The 20,699-nt window shown below is 42.9% G+C and carries 22 protein-coding genes; 14 read left to right on the top strand and 8 right to left on the bottom strand.

Annotated elements, in window-relative coordinates; genetic code table 11:
* Window positions 1–79: 79 nt before the first annotated feature.
* From E2R66_RS21630 to E2R66_RS21620, 3 genes are read right to left on the bottom strand one after another with little or no spacing between them, the layout of a single operon-like run.
* Window positions 80–733, bottom strand: coding sequence for a hypothetical protein (locus E2R66_RS21630; RefSeq protein WP_133234683.1), 654 nt, complete (start codon window positions 731–733; stop codon window positions 80–82).
* Window positions 730–3,177, bottom strand: a complete 2,448-nt coding sequence (locus E2R66_RS21625) for a hypothetical protein (protein ID WP_133234681.1) — start codon at window positions 3,175–3,177, stop codon at window positions 730–732. Before E2R66_RS21625 ends, E2R66_RS21630 begins: the two co-directional genes overlap by 4 nt.
* A 28-nt stretch (window positions 3,178–3,205) precedes the next feature.
* Complete coding sequence (locus tag E2R66_RS21620) at window positions 3,206–3,952, bottom strand: hypothetical protein (RefSeq protein WP_133234679.1); 747 nt, start codon at window positions 3,950–3,952, stop codon at window positions 3,206–3,208.
* Window positions 3,953–4,329: 377 nt separating this feature from the next.
* Between E2R66_RS21620 and E2R66_RS21615 the strand changes: the two genes are divergently transcribed.
* Window positions 4,330–5,118: a hypothetical protein gene (locus E2R66_RS21615; protein WP_133234677.1), complete on the top strand. Its 789-nt coding sequence runs from the start codon at window positions 4,330–4,332 to the stop codon at window positions 5,116–5,118.
* A gap of 138 nt (window positions 5,119–5,256) precedes the next feature.
* On the opposite strand, the gene E2R66_RS21610 is transcribed toward E2R66_RS21615, so the two are convergent.
* Window positions 5,257–5,445 carry a hypothetical protein gene (locus E2R66_RS21610; RefSeq protein WP_133234675.1) on the bottom strand — a complete coding sequence of 63 codons (189 nt, stop codon included), beginning with the start codon at window positions 5,443–5,445 and terminating at the stop codon, window positions 5,257–5,259.
* A 748-nt stretch (window positions 5,446–6,193) separates the two neighbouring features.
* Here E2R66_RS21610 and E2R66_RS21605 point away from each other — a divergent pair.
* The 12 genes from E2R66_RS21605 (at window position 6,194) to E2R66_RS21560 (ending at window position 13,651) form a co-directional block, all read left to right on the top strand.
* Window positions 6,194–6,409: a single-stranded DNA-binding protein gene (locus tag E2R66_RS21605; RefSeq protein WP_133234673.1), complete on the top strand. Its 216-nt coding sequence runs from the start codon at window positions 6,194–6,196 to the stop codon at window positions 6,407–6,409.
* On the top strand, window positions 6,410–6,580 hold the full coding sequence (locus E2R66_RS28490; protein WP_158288474.1) for a hypothetical protein: 171 nt from the start codon (window positions 6,410–6,412) through the stop codon (window positions 6,578–6,580).
* 45 nt (window positions 6,581–6,625) lie between these two features.
* Window positions 6,626–7,654 carry a DUF932 domain-containing protein gene (locus E2R66_RS21600; protein ID WP_133234671.1) on the top strand — a complete coding sequence of 343 codons (1,029 nt, stop codon included), beginning with the start codon at window positions 6,626–6,628 and terminating at the stop codon, window positions 7,652–7,654.
* A gap of 41 nt (window positions 7,655–7,695) precedes the next feature.
* Window positions 7,696–8,043, top strand: a complete 348-nt coding sequence (locus E2R66_RS21595) for a penicillin-binding protein (RefSeq protein WP_240049416.1) — start codon at window positions 7,696–7,698, stop codon at window positions 8,041–8,043.
* A 4-nt stretch (window positions 8,044–8,047) separates the two neighbouring features.
* Complete coding sequence (locus tag E2R66_RS21590; RefSeq protein WP_133234669.1) at window positions 8,048–8,716, top strand: hypothetical protein; 669 nt, start codon at window positions 8,048–8,050, stop codon at window positions 8,714–8,716.
* Between the two features lie 11 nt (window positions 8,717–8,727).
* Window positions 8,728–9,294 carry a PRTRC system protein E gene (locus E2R66_RS21585; protein ID WP_133234667.1) on the top strand — a complete coding sequence of 189 codons (567 nt, stop codon included), beginning with the start codon at window positions 8,728–8,730 and terminating at the stop codon, window positions 9,292–9,294.
* Between the two features lie 17 nt (window positions 9,295–9,311).
* The gene (locus tag E2R66_RS21580) at window positions 9,312–9,527 is read left to right on the top strand and encodes a PRTRC system protein C (protein ID WP_133234665.1); all 216 of its coding nucleotides are present in this window, start codon (window positions 9,312–9,314) and stop codon (window positions 9,525–9,527) included.
* Window positions 9,528–9,581: 54 nt separating this feature from the next.
* On the top strand, window positions 9,582–10,673 hold the full coding sequence (locus tag E2R66_RS21575; protein ID WP_133234663.1) for a hypothetical protein: 1,092 nt from the start codon (window positions 9,582–9,584) through the stop codon (window positions 10,671–10,673).
* The gene (locus E2R66_RS21570; RefSeq protein WP_133234661.1) at window positions 10,670–11,386 is read left to right on the top strand and encodes a PRTRC system protein B; all 717 of its coding nucleotides are present in this window, start codon (window positions 10,670–10,672) and stop codon (window positions 11,384–11,386) included. Before E2R66_RS21575 ends, E2R66_RS21570 begins: the two co-directional genes overlap by 4 nt.
* Complete coding sequence (locus tag E2R66_RS21565; RefSeq protein ID WP_133234659.1) at window positions 11,383–12,186, top strand: PRTRC system ThiF family protein; 804 nt, start codon at window positions 11,383–11,385, stop codon at window positions 12,184–12,186. Before E2R66_RS21570 ends, E2R66_RS21565 begins: the two co-directional genes overlap by 4 nt.
* Window positions 12,187–12,197: 11 nt before the next feature.
* Window positions 12,198–12,371 carry a hypothetical protein gene (locus E2R66_RS28710; RefSeq protein ID WP_192902000.1) on the top strand — a complete coding sequence of 58 codons (174 nt, stop codon included), beginning with the start codon at window positions 12,198–12,200 and terminating at the stop codon, window positions 12,369–12,371.
* 143 nt (window positions 12,372–12,514) lie between these two features.
* Complete coding sequence (locus E2R66_RS21560; RefSeq protein ID WP_133234657.1) at window positions 12,515–13,651, top strand: hypothetical protein; 1,137 nt, start codon at window positions 12,515–12,517, stop codon at window positions 13,649–13,651.
* Between the two features lie 113 nt (window positions 13,652–13,764).
* Here the strand turns inward: E2R66_RS21560 and E2R66_RS21555 are convergent, their stop codons facing one another.
* The 4 genes from E2R66_RS21555 to E2R66_RS21540 form a co-directional block, all read right to left on the bottom strand.
* Window positions 13,765–14,514 (bottom strand): hypothetical protein, encoded by a 750-nt coding sequence (locus E2R66_RS21555; protein WP_133234655.1) that lies wholly within the window; start codon window positions 14,512–14,514, stop codon window positions 13,765–13,767.
* A gap of 151 nt (window positions 14,515–14,665) precedes the next feature.
* A complete protein-coding gene (locus E2R66_RS21550) occupies window positions 14,666–15,139 on the bottom strand; it encodes a hypothetical protein (RefSeq protein WP_133234653.1) in 474 nt (157 codons plus the stop codon).
* Window positions 15,140–15,182: 43 nt separating this feature from the next.
* On the bottom strand, window positions 15,183–17,135 hold the full coding sequence (locus tag E2R66_RS21545; RefSeq protein WP_133234651.1) for a DUF262 domain-containing protein: 1,953 nt from the start codon (window positions 17,133–17,135) through the stop codon (window positions 15,183–15,185).
* Entirely contained in the window at window positions 17,128–18,558 is a 1,431-nt protein-coding gene (locus E2R66_RS21540) for a DUF262 domain-containing protein (protein WP_133234649.1), read from the bottom strand. The genes E2R66_RS21545 and E2R66_RS21540 overlap by 8 nt, the downstream gene beginning before the upstream one ends.
* A 282-nt stretch (window positions 18,559–18,840) precedes the next feature.
* Between E2R66_RS21540 and E2R66_RS21535 the strand changes: the two genes are divergently transcribed.
* Complete coding sequence (locus E2R66_RS21535) at window positions 18,841–20,385, top strand: Fic family protein (RefSeq protein ID WP_133234647.1); 1,545 nt, start codon at window positions 18,841–18,843, stop codon at window positions 20,383–20,385.
* Window positions 20,386–20,699 lie beyond the last annotated feature (314 nt).

The following is a 20,699-nucleotide window of genomic DNA, read 5'->3' as shown; positions in this document are numbered from 1 at the left end:
CATACTGCCTTAATCGGATTATTGTAGTCATCACTAATCTAAGGCAATAATAGGCAGGCAAAATACACTTATAGGTACTTTATTTAATAATAATATCGGGTGACGACAAACCGGTTTTTGCTACCGTGATTTTCTGGTTTGCCGATAGCGCAACACCACCTATATTATCTTTAGCCACCACAAAATAATCACCAGCATTTAGGTTAAAAAGAGTATAGTGGCCGCTATTATCCGCTTTGCTGTTTAGGTAGGAATACTTCACAGAATCTACGCTTGCAGCTATTGTACTGGTGTAAATTCGGAACTTTAAACCGGATACTAAGCCGCCTGAATTGTCCTTGAAATTAAGCTGAACGCCATTATGGTATACCGGAAGTACATTCAATTGAACCGCTTTTCCTAATTGGGCCGCGGTTACGATAGTATCACCTTTATAGACAACCCCATCCTTCACGAAGCTTGAGAAAAGGATTGCATTATCATCTCCAATATAGGTCATCGAAAAATGCCCGCCTGAATCTGTTGTTGTCTGAAGAAGGTAGGAAGAGGTATCGGACCCGCGATTGAAATAAATGGTTTTGCCTGCAAGAGGAACCGGAAAATTCGTTTTAAAAGGGTCTTGCAGATAAACATACCCATTAATTGTTTTATCCGGATTGATGTTTGCATACTTGTTACAGGAAAAAAACAGCACCAAAAACCCTAAACAGTATAGATTTTTTATCATTTTCATTTTCCAATGTTTAATAGTTTAAATAATTCGGCTACTACTGCTACATCAGTAGATACTCCTAAGTAAACGCCGGGCCGGTATAAAGACTGACTAACTGTATTCTGGCCGTTGGCATAAAGGTTATAATTGTATTTATTCAATACGCAGCCAACGTTTAGCCCAAAGCCAGGCCATAGATCAAAACCACCGCCAAAATAGAGATTATTCAAAGGAGATCCGATCTCAAAAGCAGCATCGAAATGGGTTCTCGACCAGAACAACGAGTTACCTTCTGCATCGGAATTCAAAAAAAATCGTGTATTCCGGATATCTGTCTTTTCAATGAACACCTTAATGCCGACGAAAAAGTGAGATATTGACTCAGATGTTTGCTTTCCAGGCGAGTTTCCATCCGAACCTGGGGCTACGTTAGTGAAATTTGACGTGTTAAACGCAATACCCGCCATCGGAAAAATCCTGTATTTTTTATTTACACGGAATTTAAAAGTATCTACCGGCATGGTAGATGCGCTTTTTCCAGCAGCAGCCGCAGTTACCGTTGTAGTGGTTGCAGCACTGGTCGATGTCGTTGTAGTGACACCCGAAGGGGCCGTTCCGCCCGCATTCGATCCGGCATCGGTTTTAACCGTTTTTACAGTATAAGCAGCCGCTTTGTTCCCCGAAACCTGTGGTGCCTGTTGTTTTTCAGAATGATAAACCGGTGCTTGATCTGTCACCGGTTGTATTTCTTGCTCAACATTCGTTTGCTTAAGCAAATAATCTAAGTACACATCCAGTCCTTTTAGGTTCTTGACATCATCGCCCAAGCCCCCGATTTCCGCATCAAGCAATGCGGCAATCCCGTTTATCCTTGGATCTTGCTCGCGGCCACCATGCGTAAACTGGCTTGTATTGATCATGGATGTCGCTTCGAGAAATAGATCGCCTATAAAGGAGTTATTGGTTTTTATATCGCTATAGGATAAACTTACTTCCGATTTTTCACCCGTTGCCAGATTATGGGTGAGGATGACCAATTTTTCGTCTTCCAGGTACTCAGTCGCCTGGTCTACATTCATAATTTCATTGCCATCCGCAGCATCGTGGTGCCGCATCCAGATGACTTTCTTAACAGGTGCCTCGACCGTTACAAAAAACAGTGCCTCGTTCAGATTTGTTGTGGTTTGGGCGAAGTCGGCTTTGCTTTTTTCATTAGCCGCAGAAAGGATTTGGTAGTTTTTATAGGCCAATGTGTTTGCCGTCAGTGTTTTTCTGAAACCATCAATGTCCGAAACCCAGTGGTCGCTAACGGTTAAATTTGGGTTTTTCGTATCCATGTTTTTGATCACGTTTTCTCTCGTTTGGATCTTTAAGCGTAGACCGGGATTATCCGAGGTATCGGGTTCTTGACCGAGGCTGCTGGTAGCTACAAACTTGAAAGGGTTAAGTTGTGGGGTAGTGGTGTTTTGATACCATAACCACTCCAACAACCAATCCTGGTTATTTTTTAGTTTCGAACTAACTGCGGCATCAATTCTGCCCACCAGACCCTGGACCTTTTGACGTTCGGCTTTTATGGTTTCGAGATAAGCTTTTAACTTTTCATAGGTTCTTGCAGGCTTATTCGTCATCAGGTCATTAACCTCTGCCAGCAATTTTTTCTCCTCCTGTTTAAGCGATGCCCAAAGGGTCTGATCGCTGGGGTCCAACGGTTTAAAATCACCTTTCTTATTATAATACCAGTCCCAAACCATTTTTTTATACGCATTTTCAAGACTAAGGGTGATGGTCATGCTGTTTCCATTTGTCAACATACTTGGCTGCGTGCCCGTTGTAGTGTTCATTGGCATGGAAACCGGAGTGGCTGAACTGGGAGACAGTTTGACCGTGTAATAATTCGGATTGGGTGTTATATTTAAAGTATACTTATCGTTTGGTGCCGACGGTGCAATTGTCGGGTTTGCTGCAATCGCGATACAAGCATCCCGGACAGCCTTTAACTGGGCATCAGAAATTTCATAAAGTTTTTGTAGAAATGCCTCCTTGTTTGCATCTGCAATGATCAAATTTAAGGTTTTAACGGCCTCAGTTGCCCGGTCTTTCAGCATTTGGGCATAAGCTACCGCCGGGTCTTTGAGTCCCGACACTTGGAATCCAAGTTTTTTGGAGGCCGGAAGTATCTGCGGCAATTCTCCTGTCAGCTGACCCTTATCATTAAAATGGATGATCACATCGGCAGCGGGCAGAGTTATAGACCGACCGAGAGGATTGGCTGGCGGGGCAGGACGCCGTGTAAGAGGTGTATCTGTCATTGCCCGGGATCTTTTAGGTTCAACTTTATTTTTTAAATGCTTCGTCGCTGCTACCCCGGGCGGATTTTTTTTAACCCGCGTAAACGCCCAGGAATTACCTGACGCTGCAAGGATTATCAGAAATAGAAGCCTGAAACGGATTTGTGTGATCATGATATTTTTGTGATAAAGGGTCTGCGAATTAAGCTAATATTTGTTGCGGTCCGTAATCAAACAATACTTCGTCGGGGCCAATCATTTTGGCATGTTGTCCGTAATTGCTAATCAAATCGCGCGGCTGCCAATTTGGATGGACAGGGCCGCCTGCCGTCCTAAGATTAGTCACTTCCATCACCGTACCCGCCGATGGATAGCCGCCACGGCTGGCCACGCTATAAGATTCGAGAACCATACAGCAGGTTGGCAGAAACGGAACGGGGATACTTTTTAAGTAAGTATTAGGGATGTTTAAAAACTTCATTTCATAATAAAACAGGTTTCCAACTCTGCCCACTATAATTTCCGCAGTTATTATAGCACCCGGATTGACAACCTGTAATGGCGTACATTTTGTATCATTCCCGCCGGTTTCATGACAACAACTGACCATCCACCGATACTCGCCATTCCCAGGAAATCGTCCCCATTTGAGCATACATTGCATGAGTATATCGCGATTGTTGATACCCATAAAAAGAAAAATTTGCTGGCCGGTCAAATCAGCGGGTATTTGCGGTACGCTCCACGTCACGCGAAAAACTTCAATCGGTTGAGCCGGAATTTGGTTAAAGGCTGCTTTAAGAATCCAGCCACCCGGTAATAAATCGGCATCTTCAGGAAGGACGTCAGCTTCAACAGCCAATTCCAATTCGCCCTTTGAAAGCAGTTTGGCGTTGGACTTTTTGACTTTAAAGAATTTTTTGTAATAAGGGTCGGTTTGGGTTTTCATAACAGCTGAATTAAATTAAGTTCAGGAACCAATTCTTCTCACCATCAACACCCTATAAAATTAATAAAAAAAATAATATTACCCTAATAATCAAATATTTAAATACATGATTCCAGGGTAGAGGTTTTTTTTTGAGTTTTTATCAATTAAGACCCACGTCAAGTCCAACCATCTTTAAACGTTAAATAAATTTACTATTGGTTTTTAGAAAAAATCAATTTACTTTTGGATGTGCTTGTTGGTAAGCCTGCTCGTCTGTGCAAAGATCTCATCATCCAACATTTAGATAATATAAACTTATACCAAGCTAATTATCGAACCACAGATTACGGACGCAAATTTTTAGATAATCGGCTTGGTTAACATAAGGATATATTATGAACCACATCGATTTTTTCAAGCTTCAAGCAAAAAATCTCTACCGAGATTACAAAACCCAAAAAACTGTTTTAAATGAGGACGGCGAATCATATTCGGAATATGACCCCAAATTCTTTGACATCGACGCCATTTTCGAGGACTACGAAATCGACCTGCAAGGTTTCAGTCTGATGAGCGCGCAACACCTCGTAGCAAAAATGCTTCGATTTAATAAATGGTCGGATTTAATAAACGCCACTAAGCCTGAATTAGAATTATCAAGGCTTCGATTCATCAATCAAAATAAAATTCCTTTAGTGGAATGGGATATTCAAGTAGCGGGTGTCGAGCGCGAACATGATATGGTTTTCGATCCTGATGATGAATTGGATTACTACAAACATTGCCTTAGTCATTACGATGAATCTGTCATATTTTATCCCACTTATCTTTTAGAAAAAAGTTTAGAGGAAATGACTGATAGTGAAAGTGACGAACCTCCGACAGTCTGTGACCCTGAAACAAGTGTGAAAATCACATCACTACCGTTAAGTGATGATGATCGAGCCGAATTTATCGAGGTGGCGAACGGTGTCTTTGATTACGTCATAGAGCGTATGGAGCCACTCAATCCAGAGCCAACCCGCAAACTTTGGGATGCCGAAGATTTCTTGGATAATCTTTTGAATGAGGAAATGCTCCCCATTGATCGTGAGCAACTAGGGACAATGTTCGAACATTTTTTGATTGCGCACGTCGCAAATTTGGCTGCGCAAGCAGATGAAATGATTACCAAGATGAATTAGCATAAGCAATTCCGTGTCTTTTCTGATAAGAAAGAGATTAAAAGCCCCTAACATCATACTGATAGTGAGGGGCTTTTTTTATTTAAAGTTCCATTGCCGATAGTAATGTGCATACCGATCAGCGGGGAACCTGAATACTTATAGGTCTATCTTTAATTGCTGTTCGTCGGTTACGATAATTTCAGGTTTTCCCTTGTAGTCGATTACCTTTCCCGTTACAGTGATTACTTTACCTTCCAGATCTTTGAATTTATCCTTAGCATCCTCTCTTAATACCGGGGACAGCAACTGATCAAGATAGGCCGCGCCAAGATTAACCAGGGGCATTTCACCCATTGTTTTCGTACTGTAGGCCGCCAAGCAAGGCCTTAATCGAGTTTTTTAGCTACCGGGCTAAGATGAGCCTCCGCAATCGGGGCCACTGTCTTATTGCCTACACTTCCCCACGAAATCAATATCAATGTAACAGATACCATCAAAATGGTCAATACATTTTTCTTCGTGGCCCAAAGATAAAGAGCCAAAGGTTAACATACTATTAACATCCTATCGCAGGTTCAAACGCTGAGATCTTGCCGATTCAGTTTCTCATTAATTTCCCCTACAAACAATTTCAAAATAATGGCATCCCCTTCGGGCCGGGCTTTCCGCTATATCTTCTACGAAGGATGCCGCTGCAATCCCTGATGCGAAAAGTGAATGGTGTTTTCTTTTTTGCAAGTTCCCAGGAGTTCATTTTATCAGCCTTTGCTTTCTCTTTTTATAATAGTTTGAGATTTCTTATCGCTACGCTCCATTGGCATTTTTTTATTTAATCAATGAATATTTTTAGGCGAAACGGGTAAAAAGCGCAGCTAAAATCAAGACCGGAGTTGTCGTGTGGTTTGCAAAAGACTACGGCATAAACGGTTTCCTCCCCAGAGGGTCCCCTCCAATTATTCCGTTTCCTTTTGCCCCCTGCCGGTCTTTACGATTTGCTTTCTTTTTTCCCTTTTTCTTTTAAAAATAATCAATCAGGGCAGACGGGCGAAAGGAAAAGCAAACAACAAATTATTCATTTAAAACAAAAAATGTTATGCTATTCACAGGAAGATTAACCGCAAACGCAGAGCTTAAAGCGGTAAAAGGGGACAAAACGGTAATCAACTTTACCGTAGCCATTAACCAAAAATGGAAAAACAAAGCGGGCGAAAAACAGGAAAAGACCGCATTCGTAGACTGCGCCTACTGGCGCAATTCAGGCGTTGCCGAATACCTGACCAAAGGCGCAGTAGTTGAAATTTCGGGATAGATGGAGGCGCAAGCCTATCAAAGCAAAAAAGACGGCCTAAAAGGGAGATTGGTTTGCACCTGCGATACCATCAAGCTGTTTTCGCTTGTCGCCAAAGCTGAAACAAAAGCCGAACCTGCAACCGCACCCTATACCACAGGCGCAGGGGCTGACGATGATTTGCCTTTCTAATCCACTAACCGACACGATTTAAAAACCATTCAAAATTTAAACATCATGGCACATAATATCAATTTCAACGAGCAAACAGGACAGCACAGTTTTTTCAGCGTAAAGGAAAAGGCATGGCACGGGTTAGGCCAGATAGTCGAAGAATACCCCACCAGTAAAGAAGCATTGCAGTTCGCAGGGCTTGATTTCAATGTAGTTAAAATGCCGAATATCCACCGCCTGCAGGATGGCACAGAAACCATATCCAAAAATTCATTTTTTACATACCGTACCGATAACGGCGCAATATTAGGCGATAAAGTAGGCACAGATTACAGCATCGTTCAGAACCGGGATGCATTCAGTTTCTTTGACGCTATCGTTGGCGGGGACGGAATGCAGTACGAAACCGCAGGGGCTTTAGGCAACGGCGAAAAGATTTTTATCACCGCCAAACTGCCTGGCTATATCAAAGTAGGTAACGATGATTATATCGAAAAATACCTTTTCCTGACCACCTCGCACGATGGCTCAGGCAGTATCACCGCAGCTTTTACCCCGATAAGAATTGTCTGCCAGAATACGCTAAGTGCTGCATTGCGTAACAGCTCCAATACGATCAAGATACGCCACACCGCCAGTGCGGAGGAACGGCTGAAAGTTGCACATAAGGTCATGGGCATATCAAACAGTATGGCCGATGAACTGGACGGCATCTTTAACCAATGGGCAAAGGTGCGCATCACGGATAAGGATGTAATGAAGCTGATACAACAGGCAATGGCGCCAAGCAGAGAAGTAATCAAAAGCCTGCAAACTGGCGAGGAATTATCCACCGTGTTCAAGAACATCTGCGATAACGCATTTATATACGCAATGGCAAGCCCCACCCAACAGACCGAAACCACCAAAGGCACTTTGTTCGGCGCATACAATGCCATCACAGGGTACTTCCAAAATGTCAAGGAATACAAGGACGATGAAGCCAAAGTAAAATCAATCATCGGCGGTACGGGACAGCTACGCACACAAGCCGCATTTGATTTATGCCTCGGCTATGCCAAGAACGGCGCAGAAGTATTAGCACTTAATTAATCATCCAAAGGGGGAGCAATCCCCCTCATTTAAAACAAAAAATGATGACACGTTCAAATCTTTATATCACCCTGTCCAATGGCGAAGCGGTTATCTGCGTTTCCGACAGCAGTAGTTCACCCGAGCAAGGCTACATCGTAGAAATCCTATTGCTCCCGCTTTTATCCCTTAACGATGCAGAAGCGGAACGGGCTTTATTAGTAGAGCATTGCGCTCTGGATGAACTGCGCACCAATGCGACCTACCGCTATGAAATCAATCTCCAAACCAAAGCAGTAGCGTTTTTTGACGAGATATATTTCTACAAGACAGACATTTTCCGCAAAGGCGAAAATCTCACCCGCAGGTACACCGCCTACTTATCAGCGATAGCCAATAAAACCCTTTGAAGCCATGAAACAGATAACATTAAAACTGTACAATTTCAACGAACTGGATAAGGAAGCCAAAAGTAAAGCCCTGACAACCTACCGTGATTTGAATGTGAATTTTGATTGGTGGGACGATGAATTTGAGGACTTTATAGAACTGTGTTCTTACATGGGCATAACGGTTCTGAAAGACAAAATTTACTTCCGTGGATTCTATTCGCAGGGTGATGGTAGCTGTTTTACGGCTAAAGTGGATATACTCAAATTGATTACTGCCGTAGCCAATCAATCATGGAAAGATTTTGCCCCGATGCAGGAATTTCCCTTTATCGCAACCGACACCGACCAAAGGGTATTACAGCTACTGGAAAAAGGCATTTTACCGAATGAACCGCAAATCATAGGCAGGCACAGACAATACGGTGTGGTAGTAGATTTAGGGGTATATGTCATTAATGAAAACAGACAGCATGATCATGTATTTGAGCAACTCGACAAACTCGAAGAGTGGCTACGCAAGATAGCCGAGGGGCTGAACCGCTACCTGTACAACACCCTTGAAAAACAATACGAATTTCTATCAAGTGAAACCGCCATCAAAGAGAGCATTTTAAATAATGAATACCTCTTTACCGCCGATGGCAGGTCTGCAAATCATCTGGAGCAATTAACAAAACGTAAAACCAACTAACATTCAACATCATGACAACTAATTTTTTTCAAAATATCATCGCCTTAAATGTTCCCGGTCATTGGAATCTCAGTATTACCACCGATGAACAAGGCAAGGTTAAAATCATCGGCATGTATAACATTCCTAAGAACGGAACGCAGGCATCCAAAGTTGTACCGCCCTTTGTGATGGGTGGTACAGCCGAAGAAATGGACAACCAATTTTTTGATACCATCGCAAAGCCTGTACAGGAAACCGCAGGGTTTTTCAATAATATGGAAGATTACCGCAAGGGCTTGGAAAAGGCAAAAGCCGTTGCCAGTGCAAAAGCAGCTACTACCACAGCTAAACCCACAACGGCAATCGCTACCAAAACGCCCGACCAAGAAATGCCCGACCCAAAAGCCGAGAAGAAAAAGGCCTATGATACCGCCCTCAAAACCATCAATGATATGCAGGCAGATTGCAAATACGAGGAAGCCATAGCCCTGATACCTGCATTAGAAGAATATCCCGACAAGGAAAAGGAATTGAAAAACCTGCGGGGCGACCTCAACCGCAAAAAAGAACAAATGGCACAATTCAGATTATTATAACCTTAAACGATACGACCATGTACAGCGAATTATTACCGAGGGTATTTATCCATAAGGAAAACGGGCAGGAAATCAGGCTGACCGACCCCGACAGCAACCTCAGTCCCGAAGAAGTATGCGACAGCTATTCTGCGCTTTACGCCATACTGGCTACTGCCAAAATTGTCGGGCCGGAATTTAAGAACGACACCGCAGAATACCAGTTTGTAACCACATTAGGCACAAAAGGATAGTATGAAAACATTAACACAGGCAGGCTTTATCAGCCTGCCTAAATCAAAAAGACAATGCAAACTCTATCAGCAATTAGGAACATTCGCCCAAAGCCTCAATCAACTACCCGATGCGCAGGCCGTACTAAAGGACAGAGCCAAATCAGCCCCGGTACACCAAGTACCGATGGTTTTTTAAACCACACCTTTATACCTGTATGCGAACCCGCCAAGCGATTGCCGGAGCAATCGGAAACCGAAATTGGATTTTTTAGGTCGGCAAGCCATTTAGCCAAACTGCATAATCTGACATTATCAGATGTGAGCGGGTACGCCTATCCCTATAACATCTTGCTTGCACATCGTGAAATACGAACCAAACTAAACAGGCAACCCTACGAAACGGAACTGCTGATTACCAAAACGGGCAATGATAAACAGGTGGCATTAGCTACCGAACAGGTTTACGAAGTAGGTAACCAACTCTATTATATCCCCGTCATTCCTCTTTACCGCTTTTTGCGGAAGAAAGAGAACAGGCGTTGCGGTGCATTATTGCTTGCCGTAATGAGTTATCTCTACCGGGAAGCGGGAGTACCCTATTACCGTGATGAGGGCTGGTTTATGTACGATGAATATGATATGAATAAAGAGTGCTTTTTAGAATGCCTCCGTGAAAATCCGGACGACTACGAGGAAGATATTTCCGACATCCTGAGAAACGATGTATGCGGGGACATCATGCAACGCAAGCTGTTTAACCCTTATCATCTAAAGCATTTAGATGATAACATAGCAAGATTTAAACCTGCTAATCCCTTTCAGGAGGAATGCCACCTAATCGCCCAAGATACTTTACAGCTATTCCGTGATTTTTCCAAAAATTCCATTTTTCAAAATATCGCACCGCCTGATGAAGATGATGATAACGACGATATACCCACACCCGAAACCTACATCGCTTTTATCGGCGATGGTAAGGGATGGGTTTATGAAAACATTGAGCGTTCGGTAAATGACTATTTGGGCAACTATTCCCAAATGGCGTTACCATCCCGCACACAGGTATTTGACGGTACGGATAACGAAGTAAAGAACCTTGAATTTGAATACCGCCTTTTTGAAATAATTGAAAACCTCTGCAATATTTTATTTGACCTGCCATGAGAACGAACATCACCCAACAATTCGGGCATCTATACGAGCCTGTAAAAGCCCTGCTGATTTACAGCAATAACGAAAAGAAAAATATCTACGTGGAAGCCTATGATATGGACAGGAACGGCAAGCCCATTAATGCGCATCCCTTAACCGTTCAGGAAAGCATATCATTAGCTAAAGCACTTGACACCTCGGAAGATTTACAGACAGGGTTTTTAGACCCCGTTGGTCTGATGCCACAAAATATATTGTACATCAACAGGGGGCGGAACGCCTATGCTGTTTGGCACACCCCCGCCAAAAAAGTACGGTTGCTGTTTAAAGAGGGCTTGGACATACCCAACGGGGAAGCCTATATACCGCCTATGATTTGGAAAGCGACCCGAAACACGCTTGCGGTTTATGCGCTGAACACGGATGAGGCTGTAAACTTAGCCACCCCGCTTTGCAAAGCCCCCTACTTTAATATTTATCCCGATGGCAAGGTCTGCCTCGGTACGGTAACCATACAAATCCCTAAAGATTGCGGACTGGAAGAATTTATGCGCCAATGGGAAATCTACTTTTTTAACAGCTTTTTCAGCCATACACTCGGCGGTGAAAGCCCCGTGAAAGGCAACATCGTACAACTTTGGAAGAAGCTGATTAATACCGATATACCGTTTCCAACCGACAAATTAACCCCTATCAAATTAACCCTTAAAAATCTCATCAAATGAAAAATTTACCCGATATACATTTTACTGCTAATTGCCTGATTGACCCGACCAACCCCATAACCGTTAACCTGATCGGTGCAGGAGGTACAGGCCACAGGATATTGACTGAACTCGTCAGGATACACATTTCTTTACAGGCTTTCGGTCGCCCCGGTCTGCAGGTGAACGTATTTGACGATGATATAATCACGGAAGCCAACAGGGGACGGCAAATGTTCGCCCCCTCCGAAATCGGTCATTTCAAGTCGGTTATTTTGGTAAACCGAATTAACCGTAGTAGCGGTACGAACTGGAAAGCCGTACCCGAAAAATTCGGCACCAAGACGCTACACCTGCTGCCCTCGTTAGGCAAGGCTAATATTTACATCACTTGCGTAGATACAGTGAGCGCACGTTTTGACATTGCCACTGCTTTGCGAAAAATCACCAATCAAAGCCGCAACGACCGTGCGCAACCTTTTTACTGGATGGATTTAGGCAACAGCCGTTATACAGGGCAGTTGCTGTTAGCCACATTAACCGAAATTAAACAGCCTGACTCGGAGCGTTTCCGCACGGTAGCCAACCTGCCAAAAATAACGGATGAGTTTAAACAGCTTTTGGAAGAAGTGGACGACCACGATGAGCCAAGCTGTTCACAGGCCGAGGCGTTGAAAAAGCAGGATTTGTTTGTCAACACCGCTTTGGCGGTGAACGGTGCAGAGTTACTGTGGCAACTGCTATCGGATGGCATGATAGAATACCGTGGCATATTCCTGAACATCAAGAAATTCAAGACAACCCCTTTAAAAGTTGCCTAAAAACTCCGCTTATGAAAATCATTGATTTAAAAGGTAAGGAAATTACCGTAACCGATTTGGAACTGGCGATTATGAAAGCTGACGATTACCGCCATACTGACCCCTCATTCAAAAAAATGGATGAGGGCTTACAGGCCTATTGGGATGATGTTTACCAAAAATTACTCAGGCTGAAAGATATATAAATCGCGCGCCGTTCTGCCACTTGCTCCTTTTATCCGCAACAGGCAGTCCGGCGTGTTGGGTCGCCTGACTTTCCATAAAGCAAAGCGGGACTTCGCCCACGATTGCTTTACCGAAACACAGGCATATTTCAAATATTACTGCTATGGTTAAAATAAAAGAAGGTTATGTGATGACCGCCAGTGAAAAGGCTGAATATGACCGCATGAACGCGTTGCCCCGTAAAACTTCCGGGAGGGTGGATTATTACTTTAAACCCCAAACCAAATACCCGCCACGCATTTACGTGTTTATGGATGCGGAGTTATGGCGTGACAGAAACCGCAGGCCGATGGGTTTACATACGGCGTTCCCCTTTCTTTCCCGCCCGATGAACCAGGAAGAAATTGAATACCACCATTTCAACTGGCGGTTGTGCTATCACCAATATGAGGATTGGGATAAGCTGCTTTATGCAGAACAGCAGGAGGCCGATGAATTGGATAAGGAGAACCCCGGCACGGGTACAACGTTCCTGAACAAGTTATTGGGTTTTCGCCAGCGTTATTCGCTCGGCTCTGCTTGTTTCTCTCAGTCCGCACCGAAGCCTGAACTGTGCGAAAGTGCTGAAAGTAAATATTTCAGGGAACTGTCTTTATTGGCAAAGTCAATGACTGCAAAAGAAATTGTCGGGCTGATGGAGGCCGAGCAAAAGGGATTGAACCGTCCGGTTATTCTTTTATTATTGCGCCAGTATCTAAAAAACAAATCGCTAAGCGAGGATAAAAAAGTTTGGCCCGATAAAGCCTATATCCAGCGCAAGGTTGAGCAATCGCAAATGCGAACCCGAAGGAATTTCGTAAGGCGCACCTATCATAAAAACCCATTGTTCGCGATGCAGGAAATACAACTGCGTTATCCTGATTATAACGAGGCAATGCTGCTAAATGATCTGGCGGTCAAATCCCGTACGGAGAAGCGAAAAAAACATAAACCCATCACCGACCTGCGCCGTTGCCAGTTGGAAAAGCTGTCTGCACGACTACGCTCTGGCGCACTCGATGAACAGGAATACCACCAGACCTGCTGCAAAATGGTTATGCTGCAAAATGCGCACGACCATCGTTTACCCATCCCTTTAACCGTAACGCTGAACAAGCAAACGCTCGTTTATTCGTTCGGCTGGCGTATCCGTGAAAATGAGGTGAAATCTTTTGTCGGGTTAGCCAACAGCAAAGGAATGACCCATGAGGAACTTGGAAAAAAGTACCAGGAGATGGTTAGCTCAAATTACAGCTATTAGGTAAAATGCCGGGTGGCCCCGGCAGAGCCGGGGCCCAGCGCCGCAGGTTTATTTCCCGTTAGGGACGTTTTAAACCTGCGGCGCTCTTGTTTATGACAGGTTTTTAAAAGAGATTATGAATCCTGTATTTTGGAATACACGATATGGTCGTGGTCAAATCCGGGCAGATGATCGCTTAGTGCTCTATTGAGCAGGTTCAGAAACCAGGGAGTTGAAAATGGAGAAACATAGATCAGGTCGATCAGCTCTTTTACATCCACCTTTACTTCGGCACCGACGGTCCATTTTGCGTGCCTTCTATCAGCATCCGGCACAAACTGGTGAAGTACGATAGCCCTGTATTCATTTTCATAAATATAAGGCTGCCTTTTGTTTGTCGAGATCGTAAACTGATTCACGTCATTTTTGGGTACGGCCCCGTATTTTACACGGCCGGAGTAAAATTCAAAGTCTTTATTGTTGTCCAATTGTTCTTTTAATTTCCCAACCGTGGATCTGATGGCAACACCCTCGGTATAACCGCGCAGGTATATTTTCCACATAGCGTAATTCTCATCTTCTGCAATATTCCATGAATTGGATAAAGTCCAGGCCTTATATAGTTTGATATTTTCTGCCTCGTTATTAGTCCAGGTTTTGGCCTCCTCATCCGAAGCGTATGGGTCGATATTTTTCCGAAACTCGAAATATTCATTAACCGTTTCATCAAATAGCTGGCCTTCGAGGACGTCAGTATATTTATCCAGGCGTTTAAAAAACAATGATTGATTGACGAGCAAAGAATAGAAGGATACGAAATCCATATACCTGAATATGGTCGTGCTGGCATCTTCTACCGGCAAACTTGAATGGTCCTTATGCATACATTATAGATTTATACTAATTTGATTCAGCGCGGTTTCTTACCACTAAAGCTAAACATTTATGGACGATAAGAAAATTCATTTAACCGGCAGGGTCGACCAGATCGTCCGGGATTATTTTATAGAGGGCGCTAATACCAAAATCAAGGCATTATTTTATCTTTTCGAAACGTTTTGTTTCTTCATTTAATGTCCAATATTCTGGCTGACAAACCGCGCAACCGCTTTTATCACCTGGCCTATTTACAATTAATAATCTACTCCAGCTCTTATATTCAAACTGACGAGCAGCCGTAGGCCCATCGTACACGATCCCAGTTTGCAGATCGACTATAGCACCGTGTTGACAATCAGAGCCGCATCCCCAATAAACGAAACAATAATGACCAGCGAAATTTTGGCCTCCCTTGCCATGGTATTTTCTGATATATGGATCGTCATAATATGAATTAGAAATTGCTGTCTTATATCTTTCTGCCAATGCATTGCCTTTGATTTTAAGTCTGGCGGGCCTTGATGTAAATAATTTCGTTTTATAATCTGTAAATAAAGGAGTTTGAGCGAAAGATTCTTTTACTACGCTAATAATAAACAGTATAGTAATTATTAGGAAATAAGGCCTCATATTGGAAACATTTATATTACTCTAATATACAGATAGGCTTTGATCAGATATATTTTTCGACATAATCTTTCATCAGCAGCTGCATCTTCAAATTGTGTGCGTTGCAAAGTTCATCGTTCCATTCATCGCTGACATAGATAATGTCCAGTTTTAGCGAGTCCAGGCGGTTATCCTTTTTATTATTTAAGAACTGGCGCTGTTTCACATTATACTCATTATGCCCGTATTCCGAGTTGATATTCCGGGTAACTAAGGCTAAATTTCCGAAAGTATTCAGGCAGGCCTTGCTTACAGTATTGAAATCCTGGCGTTTTTGGGTTTGAGGTGAAACATGCTCGATTGAATTTTTCGAGGTCATCCTGAAGTTTCGCCAGTCAGGGTGATGTTGTCGTTCCATAAACCATAATACGTACTCCAACTTATAGAACCAGTAATGCCAGAAACCTGTACCGTCAGACTTTTTGAGATCTTCCAGATTAATAGTCTCCGGGGCAACCTTGACTTCTTTGCCGAGGTATTTCCAGCTCCTATTCATTAATTCGTCAGGGTCTTTGGTACAAAACATAGCATTATCCAGCTTTTGCAAGTAGATCAGCAGTTCGTCCCTGTTTTCAGTGGATAGCATTTTATAAAGAAATGGGGTCAGCCAGTGCAATGTTGTTTTTTGCTGCGAATGATAAAGCATACTTTGCAGCAAGGTAAACGCATCACTGCCGGAAGGTTTCTCCCTGCGAAAGTAAAAGGTTTGGCTATAGGCCTTTTTTCTTTGCTTTTGCAAGGGTTTGATCAGGTGTGTTTCCGTATTCGGCGATGTGGTTACCCATTTGATCACATGCTTATCAAAGCGTACCCTGATCTCAAAAAGCAGTTCAATAAAAGCGAGCGCTTCTTTTTCGGTAAGGTCTTTTAAAAACCCGGCGAAGCTAACCAACAAGTCTTTTTCTATAATTTGGGGAATATCCTTTTTGCCCGATCTGAACAGATCGATTCGGAGCGTGTGCTGCAATAATTGCGGAAAGGTCAGGATACTCCTTACACTTTCATATTCATCGTCTTTGGTTTCCGGATGTTCCTCTAATTCCCTCGGTGTTTTAAACTCGTTATTTTTGGGAGGCCTGGATTCGATGATCGCAGATAACGTCATTGGGGAAGCAACTGTATCCTTACCATCCATTATTTTAAGGAGCCCGGTAAAGTCAAATTTGCCATTATGTAGCGTATAAAATTCAACAACGCTTCGGCCGGCTTCATAATATAGGTTCCTTTCGATATAGTCGGTCATATCGGCGCAGGCGTTCCAGATCTTGCCGTACCGAATCCTTACCTTTTTATCGCTTGTGATTTTCGAAAGGATAAATGACTTTAAGATCTCATGGTGCTGTAATTGTAATCCACGGTTATTAATGACCTCGAATAACTTATTCAGGTTCGTTTTCACCGGCACCGTGCTGATGATTACTTTGACCTGGTACCTAATATAGTTTCTGAATTTTTCGAGCCGTTCGGGCTGATCTTTAAATTCTGTGGCGACAAAGCCCCTGATCAGGTTTTTTGCATTGATGATCTTAGTCAGGCTACCGGCTTCCAGTTGCCCGTTTAGTTTTCCTTTAAATTCTTTGTTTTTTCGGATCGCATCAAAATATCGGGTAACATCTTGCCTGATGGAAAAGGTCAGACGGGATTTTTCCTCAACCTCTAAAAACCCGGATAATTCCAGTCCGAGCGTAAGGCAGAGCAGCCATAGGGTTGTAAATCGTTGCTGTCCGTCGATCAGGTCAAAGTGCGGGAGCGTATCAGATGTTCGCACGATCAGCACACCGCCTAAATAAAATAAAGGCCTTTCGGTAAAACAGGCGTGCTGGATATCTTCCAGTAATGTTGTTACCTGGTCATTGGTCCAGACGTATAAGCGCTGGTACCTTGGAATATTATAGATGGTGTCCGTTGCTATAATATCGTTTATCGAGAAGATCCCTGATGCGACACTATTACTCATCTAACCATTGTTTACGGTATTTAAAATCCTTTTTTGTTTTTTCAAAATAATTGAATACCCGCTCCCTGTACCTGGTTTGTACACCCTCCTTTGGCAATTCCTGTTCCTTTTTATAAATGCGCTTGTAAATATCTTCAAGTTTTGGCAATTCCTTCAAAAACCGGGTGACTTCTTCCGGTGCATACGCATAGGCTATGATGTCCAGCAAATTGTAATCAGGTTCTGTAAAGCATTTTTGCGCGGATTCCTTTTTGACCAGGGATTTGCCGATCCTGATGCTGCCCAATAAATAATCGAGATGATAAGCGAATTTCAATAACTGGTTTTCCTCAAATACGTCATAGTACATGATGATAGCCAGCTTGAAAAGATGCCTCAAATAAACGGACATGTCATCGTCATAAACTTCATTGTAAAAACGAAGGACTTCTGCGAGTTCCCCTGATTTTGATTCCTTGCTTCCAAAGATGCGCTCGTGGATGGCCGCGTATTTTTCAGTGTAATGAAAGAAGTTGAGGCCTTTGTAAACCGGCTGCCTGAGATTGAATGGGAATTGCGCTGGTTCCGTTTTCCTTTCCCCGTTTAAGGCGGTAGTAAATTGGCCATCTTCATTATAGGTTCGGTATGTTGCCTGCCGGTTCTGGTTATTTGAAAAGAGCGGGTAGGTCATGTCCTGATCCGGCTTGATGGTATTCTTTTGAAACACATCCAATACGGCATCCTTATTTTCAAATGGTGTGTTTTTGCTTTTCCATGCCCTGGCCCTGAAAAGCACTTTATTAAAAAGAAAGTTCAGAAAATCACCATCTTCCCACTTTACTGCTGCGCTTTCCCATTTGACCGCATTGGCCTCCTGTAATTTTGCGGAGCTGATCTCTCGCAAATGATAAGCCTTTAAAAAATCAGTCGCGCCTAATGAAACCCCACGATTGTTTTGGGTATCAAAAAATGCAAAGGAATCATCCTGCGAATAAGTGATCACTTGCGTAAATTCAAGCTGGTTTAAAAAGTTCTTCGTAGCCAGGCGCTTTAGCAGAGGTTCTTCGCTTTTCGCGTACTCCGTAGTTTCCCGGATCGCCGCAAATGACATATGCGAATTATAAACGATGTTCTCGTTTTCTGCAACTGATTTATGGATAATGTTTTTTAAGATCAGCAGCGTGGTAATGCGTTGCTGTCCGTCGATGATCTCGAATTTTTTATTTTTTTGATCGTAATAAAAAAGCACTGAACCCATGTAATAGGGTGATTGCGGATCACTGTCGAGGAAATACTCTTTCAGATCGCTTAATAATTCAGCGGTTTTTGATTTACCCCATTCATAAGGGCGCTGGTATTCCGGGATGATGACCGACTTTTTGCCATTGAACAGCTGATTAAAAGAAACAACATCAACTCTAATCTCTTTGGCGTTAACAGGCATCTATAGGTTGGTTTATAATTAAGCTTCGGTAAATTAGGATAAGTTGATGAATTTACATTTTTACTGCTTTATCTCCAATAATATGTTTTTTTAAATAGGAGAATGCTGTTATAAAGGATAATTGGGGTACCGCATTAAAAAATATTCTATGATTAGTAATTGTATTTGTACATTTGAATATAATTGTATTTGTACATCGGTATATAATTGTTATTGATCGGATGTAAACGTAAATTCCTGCGAAACGCGACTAATTACTACAGCTCCTTAAATCATTGAGAAATGGCAACTCCAAGAGAGAAATTAGCGGAGGCATTACACAGCCTTAAAAAATTACAGGATACCGGTGAGGTTGCATTGCACACCAGTGAATTGCCAAACGAACATCGGAAGTTATTGGTCAAACAGGGTTTTTTAAAGGAGATTTCCAAAGGCTGGTACATTCCTGCCGACCCTCAGCAAAATCCTGGTGATAGTACGGCCTGGTATAGTTCATACTGGGAATTTTTTGCCAAGTTTTTAGAAAACAGGTATGGAAGCGATTGGAGTATCTCTCCCGAACAATCCTTGTTAATTCACGCGGGTAATTGGTCTGTGCCAACTCAACTCATTGTCCGTTCCGCGAAAGCGAATAATACGCCGATGCAATTGCCGCATCACAGTTCACTATTTAATTTAAAGGCTGAATTTCCGGAGGATACCACGACCGTAATTAATGGGATCAGAATGTACCTGCCACAGGCTGCATTGGTTTACAGCTCACCCGCAATTTTTGTGAGCAACCCGATAGATGCACGGACGGCATTATCCATGATCAGAGATGCATCCGAATTACTGCCTTTGTTGCTGGACAACGGACATACCCGGATAGCAGGACGTTTAGCAGGAGCATTCCGGAACATTGGCCGTGAGCAGATTGGTAAAGACATCATAGATGCGATGAAATCCGCAGGATTTGATACTCGTGAGAGCGACCCTTTCAGTTATCAGTTGGACGTTGAACTTTCATCCCGTGAACGCTCACCGCAAGTAAACAGGATCAAATTGATTTGGAAAGAAATGCGGGAGTTGGTCATTGCAAATTTCCCAAAGGCCCCCGGTTTACCAAAAGAGGTCGCAGCTTATATTAAAAAAGTTGATGATATCTATGTCACTGATGCTTATCATTCCCTTTCGATAGAACGATACCGGGTAACTCCTGAACTGATAGAACGGGTGCGCAGCGGGGAGTGGGATAAAGATGAGAATAAGGAGGATAAACAACAGAAGGACGCTATGGCCGCGAGAGGGTACTGGCAGGCATTTCAGGAAGTCAAAACGACGATACATGCCATACTGAATGGTTCAAACCCCGGCAAACAGCTTTATAAAGATCATAGTAAATGGTACCGGGAGCTATTTGATCCGAGCGTTGCCGCAGGTATATTAAGAGCATCCGATTTGGCGGGCTATCGTAATAACCAGGTATATATAGGTGGTTCGAAACATGTGCCGCTAAGTGTTGACGCGATGCGTGACGTTATGCCAATATTTTTTGAATTGCTTGAGCAGGAACCTGAAGCTTCAGTCAGGGCAGTTTTAGGACATTTTATATTTGTGTTTATTCATCCATATATGGATGGTAATGGAAGGATAGGCAGGTTTTTAATGAATGCCATGCTGGCTTCAGGGGGGTATCCCTGGACGGTTATTCCTGTAGAGAAACGAACTCTTTATATGGAAGCTTTAGAAAAAGCAAGCGCAGAACAGGATATTAAACCTTTCGTAACATTCCTTGCGCACCTCGTTGAACTTGGTATGCAAGGTCATCCGGAGGCACATATTTAGCCCTGCCTGCACTTGTCATTTTTCATTATAAAGGGGAAAATAAAACCTTTTTAAAATGGGTAAAAACATCATTCCGGAATTAACTTTAACGAAAATCCGGGAATTTTTTTAGCCGGTCGCATCAAAGATAATTTCGGCCATTTATGCCCTCATAGGTACTAAATACCCTCTGCGATTATGGCGCTTCGCGCCATAATCGTATTGGCTGCCATAAAGTTTTTATGTTTTTGGCTGTTTTCCGTTTTGCACTTTTGAGGTGCTATAAAGAACGTTAGGTAGGGTAAAGATAAGCGTTAGTTTTTCATTTGCAAGGC

It is taken from the genome of Mucilaginibacter psychrotolerans (assembly GCF_004519315.1).
Taxonomy (GTDB): Bacteria; Bacteroidota; Bacteroidia; order Sphingobacteriales; family Sphingobacteriaceae; genus Mucilaginibacter; species Mucilaginibacter psychrotolerans.
Note: the sequence above shows the minus strand (reverse complement) of the source record. Positions and strands in the feature narration are given on the sequence as shown.

What these genes read in the sequence shown, in the direction of transcription:
- E2R66_RS21630 (WP_133234683.1), bottom strand. Translation starts at nt 733, where the DNA reads ATGAAAATGATAAAAAATCTATACTGTTTAGGGTTTTTGGTGCTGTTT.
- E2R66_RS21625 (WP_133234681.1), bottom strand. Translation starts at nt 3,177, where the DNA reads ATGATCACACAAATCCGTTTCAGGCTTCTATTTCTGATAATCCTTGCA.
- E2R66_RS21620 (WP_133234679.1), bottom strand. Translation starts at nt 3,952, where the DNA reads ATGAAAACCCAAACCGACCCTTATTACAAAAAATTCTTTAAAGTCAAA.
- E2R66_RS21615 (WP_133234677.1), top strand. Translation starts at nt 4,330, where the DNA reads ATGAACCACATCGATTTTTTCAAGCTTCAAGCAAAAAATCTCTACCGA.
- E2R66_RS21610 (WP_133234675.1), bottom strand. Translation starts at nt 5,445, where the DNA reads ATGCCCCTGGTTAATCTTGGCGCGGCCTATCTTGATCAGTTGCTGTCC.
- E2R66_RS21605 (WP_133234673.1), top strand. Translation starts at nt 6,194, where the DNA reads ATGCTATTCACAGGAAGATTAACCGCAAACGCAGAGCTTAAAGCGGTA.
- E2R66_RS28490 (WP_158288474.1), top strand. Translation starts at nt 6,410, where the DNA reads ATGGAGGCGCAAGCCTATCAAAGCAAAAAAGACGGCCTAAAAGGGAGA.
- E2R66_RS21600 (WP_133234671.1), top strand. Translation starts at nt 6,626, where the DNA reads ATGGCACATAATATCAATTTCAACGAGCAAACAGGACAGCACAGTTTT.
- E2R66_RS21595 (WP_240049416.1), top strand. Translation starts at nt 7,696, where the DNA reads ATGATGACACGTTCAAATCTTTATATCACCCTGTCCAATGGCGAAGCG.
- E2R66_RS21590 (WP_133234669.1), top strand. Translation starts at nt 8,048, where the DNA reads ATGAAACAGATAACATTAAAACTGTACAATTTCAACGAACTGGATAAG.
- E2R66_RS21585 (WP_133234667.1), top strand. Translation starts at nt 8,728, where the DNA reads ATGACAACTAATTTTTTTCAAAATATCATCGCCTTAAATGTTCCCGGT.
- E2R66_RS21580 (WP_133234665.1), top strand. Translation starts at nt 9,312, where the DNA reads ATGTACAGCGAATTATTACCGAGGGTATTTATCCATAAGGAAAACGGG.
- E2R66_RS21575 (WP_133234663.1), top strand. Translation starts at nt 9,582, where the DNA reads ATGCAAACTCTATCAGCAATTAGGAACATTCGCCCAAAGCCTCAATCA.
- E2R66_RS21570 (WP_133234661.1), top strand. Translation starts at nt 10,670, where the DNA reads ATGAGAACGAACATCACCCAACAATTCGGGCATCTATACGAGCCTGTA.
- E2R66_RS21565 (WP_133234659.1), top strand. Translation starts at nt 11,383, where the DNA reads ATGAAAAATTTACCCGATATACATTTTACTGCTAATTGCCTGATTGAC.
- E2R66_RS28710 (WP_192902000.1), top strand. Translation starts at nt 12,198, where the DNA reads ATGAAAATCATTGATTTAAAAGGTAAGGAAATTACCGTAACCGATTTG.
- E2R66_RS21560 (WP_133234657.1), top strand. Translation starts at nt 12,515, where the DNA reads ATGGTTAAAATAAAAGAAGGTTATGTGATGACCGCCAGTGAAAAGGCT.
- E2R66_RS21555 (WP_133234655.1), bottom strand. Translation starts at nt 14,514, where the DNA reads ATGCATAAGGACCATTCAAGTTTGCCGGTAGAAGATGCCAGCACGACC.
- E2R66_RS21550 (WP_133234653.1), bottom strand. Translation starts at nt 15,139, where the DNA reads ATGAGGCCTTATTTCCTAATAATTACTATACTGTTTATTATTAGCGTA.
- E2R66_RS21545 (WP_133234651.1), bottom strand. Translation starts at nt 17,135, where the DNA reads ATGAGTAATAGTGTCGCATCAGGGATCTTCTCGATAAACGATATTATA.
- E2R66_RS21540 (WP_133234649.1), bottom strand. Translation starts at nt 18,558, where the DNA reads ATGCCTGTTAACGCCAAAGAGATTAGAGTTGATGTTGTTTCTTTTAAT.
- E2R66_RS21535 (WP_133234647.1), top strand. Translation starts at nt 18,841, where the DNA reads ATGGCAACTCCAAGAGAGAAATTAGCGGAGGCATTACACAGCCTTAAA.